The following is a 19,236-nucleotide window of genomic DNA, read 5'->3' as shown; positions in this document are numbered from 1 at the left end:
AAAAAAGAGCCAAATGAATATTTAAACACTATTGAAGAGAAATGGAAAAGGCACAACTAATTTATTGTGTTAGTTGTGCCGTTTAAGAAAAAAAAGAAAGGCAGATATCAGTATATGATAAAGAACGGCGCAGATGAAACCGTGCTTGATTCTTCAGAAAAACTGTTTGTCCACCAGACTCCAGAGTATATCGCTTTCACGAAAGATGAGGCTGTCCATAAGATATTAAGCCATATCTTTTAATGTCCATGAATGTCAGCCATCACATGTTCCAGTCTCGGCGCCACTGTTCAGGCAATTCGATTCCAGCCCGTTTTAAAGCTACAAAATATTGTCCCTGATGAATGCCTTCATGCTGGACAGCTGTATTCAAGAGTTCAAGTGCTGTCATCTGTTCAGCACCCATCAAAATTTGCTGATCCCAGTGGGAACGTTCAAATTCTCCTGCCAGATCCGTCATGCTTCGTTCTAGTTCATCGAACCAATCACGTTCCTGGGCAGGGAGATGGCCGGGGAACACCACTTTTCCCGATTTCATGCCATCTCGATAGACATCCCGAACACGAATGATATGAATAAATAATTTCCTTAGTGTTCCCAGTTCATCCATCAAGGATTCATCCCATGTGCTTTCGGGGATTTCCCTGGCTAAGGCGTTTGTCATTTGGGCTGCATATAAAAAACCTTTTGCATTCATTAATCCGTCCCCCAAACTCGATGATAATAAACATACTAAAATGGCTTTAAAATCATCAGTGCAATAATCACAAGGAATATCAAATTTTCCAGATATTCCGCCTGAAAGAGCTTTCTGGCATATCCATGGTATTCTTCGGGGATATTTTCGCCCCGGTGGGATTCCAGCAATTTTTTGATCGGTTTTGAGCGGGGAGCAAGTACCATCGGCCCCATAGCCAGAGCCATGAGAAATAGCAACAGGCTCGTCACATACCAGCCCATCTTGAACAACGCAGGGTTCAACAATCCCATGAGCAAACCGCTCACAAGCAAGAGAGTTCCGCCGATCATGACAAATGTATGAATAGTGTGTCTTAGATTATATGAATGGCGCAGTTCAGTCATGTTTTTGGCCGGTTTCGCAAGGGTAGTCAGGATAAAACCCGGCCCCAATCCGACAATCGCTGAAAAAATATGAATAAAAACGAGCACTTGATAGATGTTGTCCATTTTATTCCCCCTAAAACGATGAATATGACTTTCATTCTATTATAAAGGATTAAGCAGAAAAAACATGGATGATTTTTTGAAAGCCCCCACTAATTTTGTAAAACCCCACTTTGACTTCTTTATTTCAAAAACGCAGTGACAATACCTGTCTTATTCGACTCCCCTCGTTTCACAGGTATTTTGAAGAGAAAAATATCATAGTCCAAAAGTGTTAGATTCACGTAGATTTTGGTATAATTTACAAAAATATGTTGACTTTCGTAGAATAATCCTCTACCATAATATATGTATTTCTGGTTCATACAAACTATTTTGGTTAAAATTATCTAAAAGCAAATAAAATAAATATTTCTTCAAAGGGCAAACTCGTCGAAAGGCGGGGACGCAAAGCTGCAGGTCTAAAGCAGTATATGCTATGACGGCTGGGTTGCAAGAAATGAGTATGAATGGCATTCCAGTTCTGCATGTGATCTGGAATGCTTTTTTTATCATACACTAATATCATTTCTATTAATCATGGTGAAAAAAAAACAATGCCTCAGTCACTGCTATAAGCCTTGTCGCTAGTCTTTTTACGGCATGGGCATTCCGTTGAAGGAGCCTCTTTTTTGCGTCTGCCTTTTGTAGACGTGAAAAGGGGGATTTTTTATGCTTAAAAAGAATGGTAGAAAGACAAAGAAGGTCATAATCAGTCTGATCGTTTTACTATTAATCATTAGTAGTGTTCCCATTTATCCGCATAGTTTAGGGACCGGAAGTGCGATGGAAAATGGTGATGGGTGGAGGGTGCCTGATTTGATGAACCCTCAGTCCATTATGGATTTCATGCCTGAAATAGGCCAGGATCCTGTTCCAGTGCCTGATCCTGAACAGGGCATTCAACCTTCCTTGCCTCCCGCAGCCCAGGGAGATATGACCCCTGCCGTTGCTCCGAACTTCCGGGAGTATGACCCTCAAGATCTGGAAATCCCGACTCCATCTTTTGACCATCCCGTTAATCTGGTAACCGGCAAATTAGACTTATCTTCCATTGATTTACAGTTGCCAGGCATAGGCATGGATTATGTGTTTGAACGGACCTACATGGACGATTTGGATGAAACAGGTGAATTAGGTGAAGGCTGGCTTGCAAATGTCAACACCGAACTGCGTATTTATGAAGGATATCACATGGGGGAAACCCGTCTAGACGGGAGTGTACACACGCACCAGTTTGTCATGGAAGATGAGGACGCATATATTACGAGCTATGATGGCGATGAAATGATCAATTATGAACTGCATCTCGGACATTTTGAAGAAACAGAAGAGGGAGACCAGCTGGAACGGATCAGTCAATATGAGTATGTTGTGACCAGACGTGACGGTTCCAAAATAACCTATAACGGCTATTACGCACCTTGGCGAGAAGAGCAGGATCCTGCAGCCGGAAAAATGATCCGCTTTGAAGATAGATATGGCAATGGATTTCATTATGAATATGATGATCAGGGACGTTTAGTAAAAATTATGGACACAACCGGACAAACGATTTCAATTGTCTGGAATGGCAGTCTCATTGACTATGTAGAAGATCCTTCTGGACGCAAACTGGATTTTACATATGATAGTGAAAATCGCCTGAAGCAGGTTATTCGTCCGGATGGAAGCAGCATGACATATGAATATGATTCAAATAACCGAATAAAAGGGATTACCGATGATTCAAAAACAACCCGTTTTTCCTATAATAGCGAGAATCAAATTACCTCTGTCCAAATGTTTGGGGAGGAATATCACCAAATTACCTATTTCAACCAGAAAACGGTCGTAACAGATATTGCTGGCAATGAGTGGATCTATGAACATGACGGCGAAAACATTACCCGTACAATCAATCCGCTCGGGGAATCAACGGCATATGAATACGACCCCGATGGTCATCTGATAGCCATTACTTCTTCCCAGGGAACAGTGAGCTACGTCTATGATGACCAGGGAAATCTATTAGAAGAGACGAATTTAGCAGGAGGAAAAACATCTTATCAATATCATGAACAATGGGAGCTGCCTGAAAAAATTGTAGACCCGCTCAATGGAGAAACAACCTTTGAATATGATGAGAACGGAAATCTGATTAAACGGACCGATGCCAGTGGCGTTTCCATTGAATTTGGCTATGATGACCGGGGGCAGCTGACTGAGATCACGGATGAACAGGGGAACACGACTACATTTGTTTATAATGATCAGGGTTTCGTCGAAGAAGTGATTCTCCCGTCCGACAAAAAAGAACGGTATACTTACGATGATTTGGGACGTGTAGTAAAAGAAGTTCTGCCTAATGGAATGTCAGTTGAATACAGCTACGATGTAAGAGGAAACATTTTGTCCCGCGATCAGGGAAACGGTGTGAAAACGTCTTATACTTATGATGACCAGGGACGATTAACAACCGTGACAGACCCAATCGGCCGCAAGACAACCTATGAATATAACAGCAAAGGTCAGATTGTGTCCATTACCGACCCATCAGGTACTACCGAGTATACGTATAACAGCCTGGGCTATTTAAAAACAATTAAAAGTCCACAAAATGAGGTAACCACATTTACACGTGATGCTCTGGGCCGCGTCACACATGTGGAACGTCCAACTGAGACAGCGGATTATGCGTACGGGCCATTTGGTGTGACAGAAGTTAAGATTTCCACCGGAAATTCTGAAAAAGCATTTAGCTATCAATACGACAGCAGAGGAAATATCACACACATTTCCGATGAATTTGGCCGTTCGATCAGCTTTGCTTATAACGTGCTTGGACAGCGAACGAAAGTCGTCGATCCCCTTGGACGTGAGCATACATGGACCTATGATGCCGCCGGGCGGGAAAAAACATGGACAGATGAAAACGGCAATGTGACAGAGTACATCTATAACAGCATCGGCGAATTAGTTGAAGTCAAGCATCCCGATGGTTCTTCGACAAAATATGAATATGACAGTGAGCAAAAACTCATTCAACGAACTTTGCCTGACGGTGCAGTTGAAACATTCAGCTACGATGCTGCAGGATGGCTGACCAGTGAAACAAATGGTGCAGGTGAGACTACATCCTATCAATACGACGGCCAGGGCCGCCTGATCAAGGTCACACATCCTGACGGCGGTGTAACAGAATACTCCTATGACAACGCCGGAAGGGTTTTATCCATGATAAATCCGCTTGGTGATGTGACTGCCTATAGCTACGATCAGCAGGATCGCCTGATTGAACAGGTCGATCCATTAGGCCGAAAAACTAAGTTTCAGTACGATGATTACAGCCGGCTGGTCCAATTAAATAATCAGGGCCGTACCCACAAATGGGTGTATGATGAACAGGATAATCGGGTCACTTACCACCGCCCGGATGGGGAAACAGTTCGATATGAATATGATGGGGAAAACCGATTAACCGCAATAATTGATCCGAAAGGACAGAAAACGGCTTATCATTATGATGAACGGGGCCGCCTAACAAAATTGGTAGATCCTCTAGGACAGTCAACAAAGCTGGAATATAATGATTTGGACCAGCTGATTAAAGAAACGGACGAAGCAGGATACAGTATCACTTATCATTACGACTCATTAGGGAGAATAGACAAAATAACCAATCAGCTTGGACTGACATCGGAAATAAAGTATGATGCCTATAGCCAGATGAAAGAAATAACCGACCACCGCGGAGCAAAGACCTCGTTTACGTATGACAATATGGGGAGACAGGCTTCTATTACAGATGCGAAGGGAAATACGACAAAATACGTCTATGATGGTGCAGGGCGGATCATTAAAGAAATTGATGCGCTGGATCAGGCAACCCGTTATGAATACCATCCTTCCGGACAGGTGAGCAAACTGATTGACCCGAAAGGAAATGAATGGACCTGGACATATGATGCACTGGGAAGAATGATTGAACAAAAAGATCCTGAAGGAAATGTGCAAACGTACACCTATGACGCAGCCGGGCGATTAATCAGTCAGACAGATCCGCTGGGACACTCTTATGAGTGGACATATAATGAATGGGACCAGGTTGAAAAACAAATTGACCCACTTGGGAATGAAATTCAGTATTCCTATACCGAAATGGGGCAACTGGAAAGCATCATCGATCCGCTGGGAAATGAAACAAGCTATAAATACGATGTTTTAGGCAGACCGTTTGAGGTGACAGATCCGAATGGAGCGACGACGTCATTTACGTATGATGCCATAGGACGAGTAATAGAGATGACAGACCCTTTAGGACACAAAGAAAAATATGAATATGATGCTCTTGGCAATGTCACACGGTACGTGGATGCCCTCGGCAATGAGCAGAAATTTACTTACGATGTGTTTAGCCGTTTGACAAGTGAAACGGATTTCCGCGGAAATCAATATACGTATAAGCATGATGATATGAACGGAATCACTACCATTACCGATCCTTTAGGAAATAAAGAAACGATTCAATATGATGAACTCCATCAGGTCATAGAGGAAACGGATGCACTGGGCAATACGACAACATACTCTTACGATGCCCTTGGACGTCTCATCAGTCAAACAGATGCACTGGGACATACGGAAAAGGTAACGTATGATGCAGCCGGTAATATGACAGCGTTTATTGATGCCAATAACCAGAAAACGTCGTATAAATATGACAAAACAGGAAATGTAGTGAAAGAAATTGACCCGGTGGGAAATGAATCGACATTTGAATACGATGCAGCCGGTCAGTTAATTGCGATTACGGATGAACGGGGGGGCGTCACGAGATATAAATACGATGCTCTCGGTCATCTGATTAGTGAAGAAGATCCTGAAGGCGGAGTATGGAAATACAAATATGACGCGTTAAGCCGTTTGACTCATGTCATAGATCCGAATGGCCATTCGACAGCGTATGAATATGATGCAGCAGGAAATTTAACAAAACAAATTGATCCGTTAAAGTTTGAAATCAGTTATCAATATGACGAACTGGGACGACTAACCGAACAAACAAACGAAGACGGTTCAACATGGAAATATCAATATAATCCGAATGGCTGGTTGACAGCCATTACAGATCCTCTTGAAGGAAAGACATCTTATGAATACGACCCAAACGGAAATTTAATTAAAGAAACCGATCCTCTTGGAAGGGTTGAAACATATAGCTATGATAAATTGAACCGGCTTATCAAATATGTGGATCCGGCAAATTACGAAACCAGGTGGAAATACAATGCAGTAGGGGCTTTAGTAGAAGAAACCAATGCCTTAGGAGAAACGACTTCCTATAAGTATGATGAAATTTATCGATTAAGAGAGGAAAAAACCCCTGGCGGATCCGTCTGGAAATATGAGTATGACGCTGCCGGAAATCTAATCAAAGAAATTGACCCGTTAAACCGGAAAACCCTATTCGAATATAACGAAGCAAACCAGCTGGTAAAAGTAACCGACGCACTAGACGGTGTCACACAATATCATTATGATCCTTCTGGAAACTTAACTAAGTTAGTAGATGCCAACGGAAATACACGTCAATGGGAATATGATTTAAATCATAGACTTGTTAAAGAAATTGACGGGCTGGGCAATGCACATACGTACCGGTACGATCCTGCCGGTCAATTAATTGAAGAGAATAATCGGAATGGCCAGAAGATAAAGTATGCTTACACAGACCGAGGCCAGGTAGAGAAAATTGATTTAGATGGATTGAAACAAGAGTACGAATACGATGCGAGGGGCCGGCTCGTTTATATGAAAACCCCTGACTCAGAAGACACGTTTTCATATGACATGCTGGGAAGAATAACAAAGCAGCACAACAAAACAATCGATAAGCAGCTGCAATTTACTTACGATGCCGCTGGCAATGTATTAAGCATGACAAACAGCGAAGACCGGACGATTTCTTATCAATATGATTCTAGAAACTTAATGACCCAGATGATGGACCCCGATGAAAATATTAGTACATTTTCCTATGACGCCCTTGGACGCATTCATAAGCAGAATCTGGCTAACGGAAATATGATCGAGCAGACCTACACGCCAGACGGACAGATTGAACGTGTCGTCAATCGCAAGGGAGAAGGTGTGATCTCTTCTTACACTTATGAATACGACGCTGCCGGTCAGAAAATAAAACAAATTGAGGAAGATGGTGCAGTCACATCTTATAAATATGATGAATTAAGCCGACTAACAGATGTATATTATCCGGTTGATAAGTTAAACAATTTGACGAACGAGCCTTATTTTCCGGATAACCAGAAAAGATCCAGTGGAAAAGAAAAGAATAAAACGAATCAAATCGTCACCAGTGATAAACGTGATAAGGACAATGAGAATTATACGAATACAGGTTCCGGAGCGAGTGAAACAACAGGATCTACTTCTGTTGAAACGACAACCGGAAGTCCTGAATCCCGCAGTTCGATATCGGAAAGCTCTGAATCAGGAGAATCGGAAGAAAACACAAATCAAGAAGAAGCATCATCTGATGATAAGATTCAGGGAGACACCCCAGAAAACAATGATGTAATAGAAGGAAACAACGCTACTGAAACATCCGATCAAAAAGCAGATGAAGAAGAGGAAAAAGGATTTTTTAGTAAAGCCAAAGAAAAAATTGCAAATTTCTTTAAACAAATCGGCCAATTCTTTAAATCAATCTTTAAATGGTTCAGCAACCTGTTTACCGCATCAACGATTAAGGCAGAGGAAAACAATGGGGAAACAAATGCATTTAGCGTCCCTAAATACTACTTAGAGCCAGCCGAACATGTACAGTACACATATGACAAAGTGGGCAATCGCCTGAGTATGAGCGTTGATGGAGAAGTGACTGAATATGAATACAATGAAAATAATCAGATGGTAAGGGCCGGAGATTCAACGTATGAATATGATTTAAACGGAAATGTCATTCAGGAAACCGGACCGGATGTCAACCGGGAATACACTTATGACGCCGCCAATCGGCTGCGTGCAGTTCTGTTCAGTGATGACAGTTATGTCACATACGGTTACGACGGACTTGGCCGCAAAGTAACCCGTGAAAGCGGGATGTGGAGATCTCTGGGACATCCTTTAGATGAACCAGGTCATCCTGGACAGGGTCACGGTGTCAACTTTAACAACTTTCCTGGAAAAGGAAAAGGGCCAAAATTTGATGAACATCCCGGACAGGGCAATGCATGGGGACTTTTGAAGCGTGGACAGGGAAAAGAAAAGATGCAAGTGGTGGAAAGCCACTATCTGTATGAAGGTCTGTCACATGTCGTACACAAAGAATATAGCCCATCAGGTTCTCCATACGCAGAATATTATGTGGGACCAAATAATCGACTGGTTTCCCAAAAAATGTTCGGTTATCACGGCAGAAGCATTCCAGGACATGACCCGGCTCTAAAAACGACCGGTGGACTTATGTATTACCACTATGACGGCATGTCATCGGTCAGTGAACTCACTGATCGTCATGGGGATATTATCGAACGGTATCGTTATGATGCATTCGGTGGCCTTCTGACCGGTATAACAGCACCGTACAATACCAACAGCTATACCGGACATCAATACGATCAGGATGCCGGGCTGATCGACATGCAGGCAAGATTTTATGATGCCCGGACAGGCCGGTTCCTGCAGGAAGACACGTATTCAGGAACTATGGACCGCCCTCAGTCACAAAACAGATACGCCTATGTTCTAAACAACCCGGTGAACTACTGGGATCCGACCGGTCGAATCCCAGAAGAAGTGCTGAGAGGAGAAGACTTCACCGAATACCGTGAAGTCGGTGAAGATATTGAAGTATGGCTCTACACATTACAGAATACCTATTCCAATGAAAAAGAGGTATTCTATGAAGTAGAGAACAAAAAAAGATACAAATTGATTAAATATGGCATCCAGACCGAGAAAACATGGGTATACCGGGCCACGCATGAATTGACTTACGTAGACGGCGCCGGATTCAAAGGCTGGAAGAGACCAGAAGACCATTATTATCATCAAGTGACTTACAATGAATACGAGTCCGTCATCACAGCAGAGGAGATGATGCTGGAAAACAGCGAAGAACTGAAACGCTATGGAAGCCCCGGCAACCGAAACGTGGTGTTTACCGAAACCGAAAGTAACCACTATACACGGGATCACCTGAAACAGGTATATGAAACTGGTCAAAAAACCGTTCAGGCAATAAAACACATATTATCTCCACGCAGCCAATCATTCGCGAGCCCGAGTCCAGCCGGTAAGGGAAAGGAAACAAACGCATCAGACTCCTGGGATATAACGAAAAAAGTTGGAACAGGCATCTACAATTTTATCATCGGGGATGAAATAGCGACTCTAACCGATGGTCAATTAGACTGGAATGACGCACTGGCCATTGCTTCTTTTACCCCGGCAGGAAAAATTGTTAAAATAGGGAAAAGCGTAACATACATCAAAAGCACAGCAGAATCCCTGGGTATTCTGGCCTCAAAAGCAGGATCAAAGCTGAAATCGGGCTTCCGATCGGCTAGAGACAAGGTCACAACAGGTCTTAAACAGGCTGGGGATCAGATCCGTTCGGGGCTAAAACAGACAAAGGACAAAATAACCAATGGAATAAGCGAAGCCAAAGAGAAAGTCAAAAATGCAGGATCCAAACTCTGGGGCGGCATCAAAGGCCTGTTTGGGAAGAAGAAAAAGAAGCCAGAAAAGAAACCAGACAATAGTAGTGATAAGGGTATAGATAATTCTAACCTTGGAAAACTCACTTATAATAAAAATGGTACATGGACTTCATCTGGTGGATTAACATATGGTCCTGATAAAAAGTTTGGAAATAGAGTTAAACATGTTTTAGCACATGCTGAACCAAACCCAAATAAAGCTAACCATACTGTATTTAATGTAAATAAGGATAAAATACTTTCCTTAGTTGATGAAGCATGGTTAAATAAAAAGTCTCCTTTAGCAAATGACCCAGGTGCTTATATAGTTCCAATGGGGAGGACTATAGGAACACAGGGTGAACAGTCAATTAAAATCATAGTAAAACCAGGAACTTCAAATATCATTACAGCCTATCCTGTAAAATAAAAAAAATTTTAAGAAAAGGAGGGGGAGTTCTTGCAAAAGAATAACAATATATCATTATTTGAGGGGAAAATTGTCTGTCCACGTTGTGATGGGAACGGATTGATTTATAAAGGAAAAATAACTGGATTAGACACTATTATCTATATCTGTGATGAATGTGAAGCAGCTTGGGACGAAATTTCAAATATCTCTGTAGATACCTTTTCTGATTTAACTTTATTTCTAGAGAAAAAGGGATGTCCAAATGAAGATGTTATAGACCTTGGATATGTGACGTTATAATTGATTGCTAACCGCAAGGTAATTTAACTTACCTTGCGGTTCTTTTTATGATACCTAGTGTCGAATAACTCTCTTCTTATTTATAGGACTGATGTAACCTTTGTAAGCCCTATATGATGTATTTACAAATTATTTAGACGTACAACAACTGTAAATTGTATGCCCTATTTAATGAAATGTACCTTCTGAAAAATATTCACAATATCATAAGTTACCACCATTTCTTTTATCCAAACATCTACCTTCGCTTTCTCCCTGCCTATTAAAATTTTTCGCAACTTTGACGTACATAGAACGATTATTATAGAGAGGACTACTCCACCTCGATTAACTCCTGAATGTCGATGTCTAACACTTTGCATACCGTTTCTAATGTAGATAGGTAAACCCTGTCCACGTTGTCTGAACAAAGATGGCTGATTGTATTGGGGCGTAGCCCTGTCATTCGTGCCAATTCACGCTGTGAAAGGTCACGTTCTTTAAGGATTTCTTTAAGTTTGATTGATATTGGCATGGTATTTCCCTTCCTCTTTGTCATGTTACTTTTACGATACACAATAAATTTGTATCGGTAAAGGGGTTGAATGTATCGCTAAAGCCGCATACAATGAATTTATATTAAATATAGCGGCTAAGCGTTACGTTAATCCCAATTAGCGTAACGGAGGGGGGAAATAACATGAATGTGATTGGTTATATTCGTGTTTCAACGATTGGACAAGCAAGGGATGGATATAGCCTTGCATACCAAGAAGATGAAATCAAAGCGTATTGTCAGGCTCACGGATACACGCCTTTTACGCTTGTTTAAGGACGAGGGTATCAGTGGGGCTAAAGTCGATGAAGAAGCGTTAGAAGTGGACAGGATAGGCTTTCAGGAGATGTTGGAGTATCTTACCCACCATGAGGTAGATTATGTGGTCACACTGAATACAAGCCGTTTATGGCGGTCAGACATTGTGAAAGTGTTAGTTCATCGAGAATTGAAAAAGTATGGAGTGGACATTCGGAGTATTGAACAACCGCAATACAGTATCCATAAGAAAGACCCTAGTGATTTTTTAATCAATGGTTTAATGGAGTTATTAGACCAATATCAACGATTAGAAATCTCTTTGAAGCTAGGGAGAGGGCGAAACAAGAAAGCCCAACAGGGTGGCTATGCAGGTGGAAATGTCGCATTAGGCTATAAAGTGGAAAAAGGTAAGAAAAGCCTTGTCATAGATGATAGACAAGCTAAAACCGTTCAAAGAGTATTTGACTTAAAGGAACAGTATACTTCATGGACATTAACACAACTTGCAGAACAACTGAACGAAGAAGGACACAGAACGAAACAAGGTAAGCTATTTACAAAAGTCCAAATCAAACGGATTTTAGATAGAAAAGCGTTTTATAGTGGGTTATACCACTATGGAGAAATAACTGCAAATGGCAAACATCAAGCCATTTTATAAGAGATAAGAAATAGAGAATGGATTGGCTTTTGTACCCTTGCGAGTCTCTAAAAGACTAACGCTCGAACTAAGGTTGCCGACATTCTCTATTTCTTCCTCTCTTACATAATCCAAGATAGGAGTGAGGTCTTTTGAAAAGAGATGAATTTATATACGTAGGTGTCGATTTGCATAAATTCCAACATACAGCGGTGATTGTGAATTGTTGGGGGGAGAAGCTAAATGAAACAACCTTCATGAACAGACCTTCGTTATTCCCTGATTTTACACGATTTGTAGAAGAACAAGCGGAAATAGGTATCACTCCTGTATTTGGATTAGAAGATGTCAATGGCTATGGTCGTTCTCTAGCAGTCTATTTGTTAGAAAGAGGATATACTGTAAAATCAGTCAATCCTTCTTTATCTTATGCAGAAAGAAAAAGTCATGCCATGACAAAAAAGAGTGATAGTTGGGATGCTGAGTGTATTGCAGAAATTCTAGCAAGGAAATTCACACAACTTCCTGATGCAGCCCCATCAGATGTTTATTGGACAATCTCTACATTAGTTGGTCGTAGAGATGCTCTTGTAAAGTCATTTGGTTCATTGAAAAATCAACTACACTTACAGCTTTCCCACCACTATCCAAGTTATCGTCAATTCTTCTCACAGGTAGAGGGCAAAACCGCATTAGCTATTTGGGAGAAGTATCCTTCACCCCACCATTTGGAGGGGGTAACAATGGATGAACTTCGAGTGTTCTTACTTGATGCTAGTAACAACAGTTTATCTACTAAAAAATCAAAGGCTATTCTTTCTCTTGTAGAATTTGATGGTGAGACAAAACGTGACTATCAATTACAAAGAGACTTTATTATTCAAAGCCTTGTTCGTGACATCCGATTTAAGCAAGAGGAAATTAAAAAGGTAGAAAAGGAACTAAAAGGGCTAGTGAAGTCTCTAGGAATGCAACTTGAAACGATGACAGGTATTGATACAGTCACCGCTTCTGCTTTAATTTCTGAAATAGGTGACATTCATCGGTTCTCTAATGCTAATAAACTAGCACGTTATGCTGGAATAGCCCCTGTATTATTCGGTTCGGGCGGTAAGGAAACGTATCAGAAAAGCCAACAAGGCAACAGAAATCTTCATCATATCTTTTACAACCTTGCTGTCCAACAAGTACAAGTATGTAAGGGAAGTAAAACTCCTCGTAATCCTGTCTTTTACGAGTATTATCAGAAGAAGCTATCAGAAGGTAAGACAAATAAACAAGCCCTTATATGTATCATGAGAAGGCTTGTGAATATCATTTATGGCATGATGAAGAATAAGACAGCAAAATAGCAAAGGAAAAGGAGATTGTTATCTCGATATTAACGGAAATCCAGTTCCGAAAGGCTCAAAATCATCGCATATAGTTCCATAAGGGGGGGATAATTATCAAACCGTTAGAATTATTGCGAACGTATGACTTACATGATAGCTTGGTAAAAAACATTCAGTATAATTCAGGAGATAATACACTTATATTGGATCTAGAATTATGTAATTGGAAGCAGAATAATTATACTGAACTAGAGCCAGAGATGGTACAATGTGAACTAGTATTTAGTGGTGTTTCAGCTTTCAATATTGAACTAAGCGCACCCGTGGATTGTGATGAAATTTTAGATATAGAATTGCTAGACAGTGTTGGTAAATTTAAAATTGTTTTAAACAGTAACGAGGATGTTACGGTTTTAATCGTCGATGCTAAAGATGCTAACTTAATTAAAAAGAATAAATCAGCTTTATAAATAAATAGAAAAGCTGGAGTAATGACTTAAAAACCTTGACTGGCTTTATGCCTTTCAAGGTTTTTTAGAATTTTGTCAGTTATTTAAATCAGAAGCTGATGATAATAGGCAAATAAAAAAATTTTGAAGTGCGGTGATAAAGGACGACCTACAAATTTACATAGGACAATGGAAAAAGAAACGAAAAGAAATAAAGATTTATTAAGTGGAAAACATGAACGATACTTTCTTGAAATTCATAACTCATGAAGGTTGTACCATCATGGAGTATCGTTTTAATACTAGAATAGGATGACAAGAATGAAAAACAAGCGAGATGAGTTTTTACATGGCAGGGGTACTTATGATTGGAATGGCTAACAAACTAGCGAGAATGACAAAGATCGTGGCGATAAACAAGGGGTAACGTAAAAAGTTGTTCGTACTCTGCGTTGGCACATTAATATTGGGTTGTATTTTTACTAGAGACCGTCGTGTAATATTCGCTATTCGTTTAAACAGCGTTACACAAATTGTAATTTTCGTAATGGGAGGGTGAGAAGTTGAACGTTGTCGGGTATATACGAGTTTCAACACAGGGGCAACCGAAAGACGGCTACAGCTAAAATGTCAAGAAGATGAGTTTAAAGCATTTCGGTCAACTACTGGGATCCGACCGGTCGAATCCCAGAAGAAGTGCTGAGAGGAGAAGACTTCACCGAATACCGTGAAGTCGGTGAAGATATTGAAGTATGGCTCTACACATTACAGGATACCTATTCCAATGAAAAAGAGGTATTCTATGAAGTAGAGAACAAAAAAAGATACAAATTGATTAAATATGGCATCCAGACCGAGAAAACATGGGCATACCGGGCCACGCATGAATTGACTTACGTAGACGGCGCCGGATTCAAAGGCTGGAAGAGACCAGAAGACCATTATTATCATCAAGTGACTTACAATGAATACGAATCCGTCATCACAGCAGAGGAGATGATGCTGGAAAACAGCGAAGAACTGAAACGCTATGGAAGCCCCGGCAACCGAAAAGTATTGTTTACCGAAACCGAAAGTAACCACTATACACGGGATCACCTGAAACAGGTATATGAAACTGGTCAAAAAACCGTTCAGGCAATAAAACACATATTATCTCCACGCAGCCAATCATTCGCGAGCCCGGGTCCAGCCGGTAAGGGAAAGGAAACAAACGCATCAGACTCCTGGGATATAACGAAAAAAGTTGGAAGAGGCATCTACAATTTTATCATCGGGGATGAAATAGCGACTCTAACTGATGGTCAATTAGACTGGAATGACGCACTGGCCATTGCTTCTTTTACCCCGGCAGGAAAAATTGTTAAAATAGGGAAAAGCGTAACATACATCAAAAGCACAGCAGAATCCCTGGGTATTCTGGCCTCAAAAGCAGGATCAAAGCTGAAATCGGGCTTCCGATCGGCCAGAGACAAGGTCACAACAGGTCTTAAACAGGCTGGGGATCAGATCCGTTCGGGGCTAAAACAGACAAAGGACAAAATAACCAATGGAATAAGCGAAGCCAAAGAGAAAGTCAAAAATGCAGGATCCAAACTCTGGGGCGGTATCAAAGGCCTGTTTGGGAAGAAGAAAAAGAAGCCAGATAAAAATAATAATAATGCTATTCAGGAAAATAGAGTAGGTGGACCTGGGTATTTACAAACGTTTGCCTCTAAGGGTACGGGAAATCCTGCACACAATGTTGCACAATACCAAAAATTAAAGAAACAATTAGCTTTAGAAGAAATACAAAGTGTTGTAAAAACTACAAAACATGGTGCAGAGAGATTAATAGAAAGGGGGTTCACACCAAAAGATATAAGTGAATTGAAACTTAATCCAGATATTGTAAAAACACAATCAGATGGTGCAGAAGTGTTTATTAAACAAGTTAATGGGAAATATAATGTTATTGTTGAAGGCGATAATGGTGTAATAACAGCATTGAAGAATATTAGCAAAAAGTCATTAGATAGATTGGAAAAAAATTATGATTGGAGGTGATTATTTTGGAGAACAGTACGTATCAATGTTGCTTTTGTGATAAAAAAATCCAATCAGATGTTACTGGCCTAGTTGTAGTTACAAACTGGGAAAAAGATAAAAATAGTCAGCAAGAACAACAACTGTTCTGTCATATGAAATGTCTTAAAAATGCGGTTTCAGATAAATTTCCTCTATATATAGCTGATTTGATAGAATAAAAATACATCAACTTATCCTAGGAAGAAGTTATGGAAAAACCTTCCTAGGATATTTTATTGGGGAGTGTCGACCGAATTGCTTACTCAAGATAACATAGGTGATCTTTTATTACAATCCAAGACCACAAAATAGAAGTTTGAATTACAAAGCTTTCGAAGAATGGGGTATTTTATAGTTAATGGGGGTGGTGATAGAGTATTACAATACCAACAAGGGGGTAGTAAATATCAAAATAAGCCATATTGGAAAATAAATTCAGGTCAAACAGGGAAGAGGTGGTAGACATGCAAGGTAAACCTATTGAATAAATCAAAGGAAGTGATTTCATGAATTTAAAGAAAAGAAATGTACCGTCATTAAAGTAACATTTATAACCTTAAGGGGAATTCTTCCTCTTAAGGTTATTTTCATTAATGTTTTTGAAAACCCCTGGCTATGCCAGGGGATCCGGAAAGCTTTTAGCGTGGGATAAAAAAAGCCTCACTTCATGGTAAGATAAAGTAGGTTTCCCGACCACTATACCTTACCAGAGAAGGAGGCATGTCCAATGAAGGACAAGAATAGTTTAGCACACACAACATGGAATTGTAAGTATCACATTGTATTTGCACCAAAGTACAGAAGACAAATTATTTACGGTAAGTATAAAAAGAGTATAGGGCAAATTATCAGAGCTCTATGTGAACGGAAAGGTGTAACGATTCATGAAGCCAATGCTTGTTCTGACCATATCCATATGTTGGTGAGTATTCCGCCCAAGTTAAGTGTATATCAATTTATGGGCTATTTAAAAGGAAAAAGTAGCCTTATGATATTCGATCGGCATGCCAATGTAAAAATAAAGAAATATTATTTAAAATAATCGAACAAGTAGAAGTGGATGCTGTCTCTAATATTTTAGGGGTGCTAGATGGGGTAGTATCAATAGGAGAAGAGGATATAGATATCAAAGTGTCAATTAGCGATAATAATAAACCAATTAATGGAGATTTACAAGATCTATTTTTGGAATATGATGAAGAGTATAGGTAACAAGTTTAGAGATACGATTTTGTATTTACTAAAAATACCATTTATAACTTTCATTTAAAGTAATTTGTGATTTTGAGATACACTGTATCAGTGGGATAAAAAGAAGGCTTCTAATAAATTATATTACCTTGATTGTCTTTTTATGCCTTTCAAGGTTTCTTTTTTAATAATGGAAATAATAATACAGGAAGCGGGAGAGAAAAAACGAATTTTAATTATATATTTTTAAGACACCATCCCCTATGTGTCAACTGCCAAAAGCATTCAGCAGCTGATTACCAGACGGAACCTGATCACCGGAGAGAAATTAAGCGTTGGTGACCGGATTTCGGAAGGGTTTGGGCTGGCCGCCTCTCTGATTCCGATCCCGGGCTCAAAGTTAGCTGGAGTAGCTAAAGGAACCGGAGTCGTCTTTGCTGGAAAACATCTTCTGGACAATGCCAAATCACTGGGCAGCCTAGCGTCTCTTTTTGGATCCAAGCTCACATCAGGATTCAAGAATACCGGGGAAATTATCGGTTCTGGATTTAGACAGGCCAGGGATAAAATAACTAGCCGTGTTAGCAAAGCAACCGAGAAAGTAAAGAGTTCAGGTTCCAAACTCTGGGGCGGCATCAAAGGTCTGTTTGGGAAGAAGAAAAAGAAGCCAGATCAAAATGTGGTTACACGCAACAAAAAAGGCCTCTTAAATCTGGATCTACAGTTCTTTGTTGGTAAGGGTACGGGTAAAGATGATGATTTTGCAAAGGAACCATTTGTACCAGATGAATATTGGACAAAGAAAGCGCCACAAAATGCTAGTCCAGGTTCAAAAATTGAGCACTACAGGTACTATAATGGCAAAATAGAAAAATCAACTGTTATTTATGATGATTATGGTAGACAGAAATTTAGGGTTGACCATTCAAACCATGGTATGCCAAAAGACCACTCAACTCCACATTTACATGAATATAAATATGGACCTGGATACCATCCTGAAAAAGGTATGGAATTTAGATATAATTTTTGGAGGGTAAAATAATGACGAAGGAATGGTACGAAGATACTATTTTAGATAAGACGATTCCTAATTTCAAGCCGACAAATGTTAAGTTTATTACAGATTTTCATTACTATATTGATTATAATTCTTATTATGAGAAGGTATCACTCTTAGAAATGGGCTTTTTGGTAGAAGCTGATAATAAAAAGTTTATCTTAAAAATTAAGTTTTATGATGTTTCTTCTCTTGATTTGATAGGGTTTGGAAATAATTACAATCAATTGATGGGCTTTAAAATTAATAATTTAAGTAATAGTGGTTATGAGAAGAGAAAAAAATACTTTGTAGAAGATTATGAGAACAAAATTATTAAGTTTTACTGTGCAGGTTTAGAAATCTTGTCTCTTGTTGAATTGAAGAAAAGTAATTAAAAAAATTTGTAATTTGGACGGTTACCTTATGGATAACCGTCCTTTTTAATTAATATTTTAGAAGAGACTTATGAAAAATGGATATATTAATTGAAGAAAACGAGGTAAAGACTGATTAAATTGATTATCTCATTTTATAATGGACCCAAGATTTTAGACGGCAAGAAAGGATATGTTAAGGTAGGTTTATGAAACAAAAAAGGAAACGATATTCACCAGAATTTAAAGCACAAGTTGTATTGGAAATTCTTAAGGAAGAGAAGTCTTTAACTGAGCTGTCCTCTGAATATGGGATTCATGTTAATCAGCTGCGGAAATGGAAAACACAATTTCTAGAACAAATGCCGCAACTGTTTCAAAAGCAGAACAAGGATCAAGAAAAGATGAAAGCTGATTATGAAGAACAAATTGAAAATCTATACGCTGAAGTAGGCCGATTAACCACGCAATTGTCGTGGCTCAAAAAAAAATCTGGCATCTACCACAACTAGGCAAGAACGTGTGAATATGATCGAATGGCAAGACTCAGAATTATCCATTACAAAACAGGCAGAGCTATTAAGCCTTAACCGTTCAAGCCTTTATTATAAACCAGTCGGGCCTTCAGCAGAAGATGTAGCCATCAAGCACCGTATCGATGAAATTTAGGTTCTCCGCAACAAAATGTGCTTGATTCTTCCTCTATCGTATGATTGCTTTCAAATGCTAGGCTGGTTGCTGACATTCCATGCGAATACGCAT

At 39.7% G+C, this 19,236-nt stretch carries 13 protein-coding genes, 3 pseudogenes and 1 riboswitch; of the genes and pseudogenes, 13 read left to right on the top strand and 3 right to left on the bottom strand.

What is annotated here, in order from left to right; genetic code table 11:
• Positions 1–114: 114 nt before the first annotated feature.
• Complete coding sequence (locus EDD68_RS15640) at positions 115–243, top strand: hypothetical protein (RefSeq protein WP_279388281.1); 129 nt, start codon at positions 115–117, stop codon at positions 241–243.
• A gap of 19 nt (positions 244–262) precedes the next feature.
• Here the strand turns inward: EDD68_RS15640 and EDD68_RS14760 are convergent, their stop codons facing one another.
• The gene (locus tag EDD68_RS14760; RefSeq protein WP_132373199.1) at positions 263–697 is read right to left on the bottom strand and encodes a DinB family protein; all 435 of its coding nucleotides are present in this window, start codon (positions 695–697) and stop codon (positions 263–265) included.
• A gap of 35 nt (positions 698–732) precedes the next feature.
• On the bottom strand, positions 733–1,188 hold the full coding sequence (locus tag EDD68_RS14755) for a DUF2269 family protein (protein WP_132373197.1): 456 nt from the start codon (positions 1,186–1,188) through the stop codon (positions 733–735).
• Between the two features lie 349 nt (positions 1,189–1,537).
• A riboswitch (cyclic di-GMP riboswitch) is annotated at positions 1,538–1,623 on the top strand.
• Between the two features lie 213 nt (positions 1,624–1,836).
• Between EDD68_RS14755 and EDD68_RS14750 the strand changes: the two genes are divergently transcribed.
• The gene (locus EDD68_RS14750) at positions 1,837–10,299 is read left to right on the top strand and encodes an RHS repeat-associated core domain-containing protein (RefSeq protein ID WP_132373195.1); all 8,463 of its coding nucleotides are present in this window, start codon (positions 1,837–1,839) and stop codon (positions 10,297–10,299) included.
• A gap of 30 nt (positions 10,300–10,329) precedes the next feature.
• On the top strand, positions 10,330–10,581 hold the full coding sequence (locus EDD68_RS14745) for a 3'-5' exonuclease (RefSeq protein ID WP_424399171.1): 252 nt from the start codon (positions 10,330–10,332) through the stop codon (positions 10,579–10,581).
• A 313-nt stretch (positions 10,582–10,894) separates the two neighbouring features.
• Here EDD68_RS14745 and EDD68_RS14740 read toward each other — a convergent pair whose 3' ends face one another.
• Positions 10,895–11,095 carry a helix-turn-helix domain-containing protein gene (locus EDD68_RS14740; protein WP_026089141.1) on the bottom strand — a complete coding sequence of 67 codons (201 nt, stop codon included), beginning with the start codon at positions 11,093–11,095 and terminating at the stop codon, positions 10,895–10,897.
• Positions 11,096–11,260: 165 nt separating this feature from the next.
• Between EDD68_RS14740 and EDD68_RS14735 the strand changes: the two are divergent.
• The 10 genes and pseudogenes from EDD68_RS14735 to EDD68_RS15555 form a co-directional block, all read left to right on the top strand.
• Positions 11,261–12,038, top strand: a pseudogene (locus EDD68_RS14735) (recombinase family protein).
• A gap of 131 nt (positions 12,039–12,169) precedes the next feature.
• Positions 12,170–13,369 carry an IS110 family RNA-guided transposase gene (locus tag EDD68_RS14730; RefSeq protein ID WP_132373193.1) on the top strand — a complete coding sequence of 400 codons (1,200 nt, stop codon included), beginning with the start codon at positions 12,170–12,172 and terminating at the stop codon, positions 13,367–13,369.
• Positions 13,370–13,611: 242 nt separating this feature from the next.
• Complete coding sequence (locus EDD68_RS15470; protein ID WP_207902599.1) at positions 13,612–13,821, top strand: hypothetical protein; 210 nt, start codon at positions 13,612–13,614, stop codon at positions 13,819–13,821.
• A gap of 978 nt (positions 13,822–14,799) precedes the next feature.
• A complete protein-coding gene (locus EDD68_RS14715; protein WP_165902209.1) occupies positions 14,800–15,846 on the top strand; it encodes a DUF4258 domain-containing protein in 1,047 nt (348 codons plus the stop codon).
• A 5-nt stretch (positions 15,847–15,851) separates the two neighbouring features.
• The gene (locus tag EDD68_RS14710; RefSeq protein WP_132373187.1) at positions 15,852–16,046 is read left to right on the top strand and encodes a hypothetical protein; all 195 of its coding nucleotides are present in this window, start codon (positions 15,852–15,854) and stop codon (positions 16,044–16,046) included.
• A gap of 548 nt (positions 16,047–16,594) precedes the next feature.
• Positions 16,595–16,891: pseudogene (tnpA, locus tag EDD68_RS14705) on the top strand (IS200/IS605 family transposase); the annotation flags it as partial.
• 32 nt (positions 16,892–16,923) lie between these two features.
• Positions 16,924–17,079 (top strand): hypothetical protein, encoded by a 156-nt coding sequence (locus tag EDD68_RS14700; protein ID WP_243646888.1) that lies wholly within the window; start codon positions 16,924–16,926, stop codon positions 17,077–17,079.
• Positions 17,080–17,314: 235 nt separating this feature from the next.
• Complete coding sequence (locus EDD68_RS14695) at positions 17,315–18,103, top strand: pre-toxin TG domain-containing protein (protein ID WP_132373183.1); 789 nt, start codon at positions 17,315–17,317, stop codon at positions 18,101–18,103.
• Complete coding sequence (locus tag EDD68_RS14690) at positions 18,103–18,495, top strand: hypothetical protein (protein WP_132373181.1); 393 nt, start codon at positions 18,103–18,105, stop codon at positions 18,493–18,495. The genes EDD68_RS14695 and EDD68_RS14690 overlap by 1 nt, the downstream gene beginning before the upstream one ends.
• Positions 18,496–18,683: 188 nt before the next feature.
• Positions 18,684–19,140 (top strand): annotated as a pseudogene (locus EDD68_RS15555) (transposase); the annotation flags it as partial.
• Positions 19,141–19,236: the final 96 nt, after the last annotated feature.

It is taken from the genome of Melghiribacillus thermohalophilus (assembly GCF_004342905.1).
Lineage (GTDB): Bacteria > Bacillota > Bacilli > Bacillales > Alkalibacillaceae > Melghiribacillus > Melghiribacillus thermohalophilus.
This window is presented reverse-complemented; position numbering and strand designations above follow the sequence as displayed.

What these genes read in the sequence shown, in the direction of transcription:
- EDD68_RS15640 (WP_279388281.1), top strand. Translation starts at nt 115, where the DNA reads ATGATAAAGAACGGCGCAGATGAAACCGTGCTTGATTCTTCAGAAAAA.
- EDD68_RS14760 (WP_132373199.1), bottom strand. Translation starts at nt 697, where the DNA reads ATGAATGCAAAAGGTTTTTTATATGCAGCCCAAATGACAAACGCCTTA.
- EDD68_RS14755 (WP_132373197.1), bottom strand. Translation starts at nt 1,188, where the DNA reads ATGGACAACATCTATCAAGTGCTCGTTTTTATTCATATTTTTTCAGCG.
- EDD68_RS14750 (WP_132373195.1), top strand. Translation starts at nt 1,837, where the DNA reads ATGCTTAAAAAGAATGGTAGAAAGACAAAGAAGGTCATAATCAGTCTG.
- EDD68_RS14740 (WP_026089141.1), bottom strand. Translation starts at nt 11,095, where the DNA reads ATGCCAATATCAATCAAACTTAAAGAAATCCTTAAAGAACGTGACCTT.
- EDD68_RS15470 (WP_207902599.1), top strand. Translation starts at nt 13,612, where the DNA reads ATGGTACAATGTGAACTAGTATTTAGTGGTGTTTCAGCTTTCAATATT.
- EDD68_RS14715 (WP_165902209.1), top strand. Translation starts at nt 14,800, where the DNA reads ATGCTGGAAAACAGCGAAGAACTGAAACGCTATGGAAGCCCCGGCAAC.
- EDD68_RS14690 (WP_132373181.1), top strand. Translation starts at nt 18,103, where the DNA reads ATGACGAAGGAATGGTACGAAGATACTATTTTAGATAAGACGATTCCT.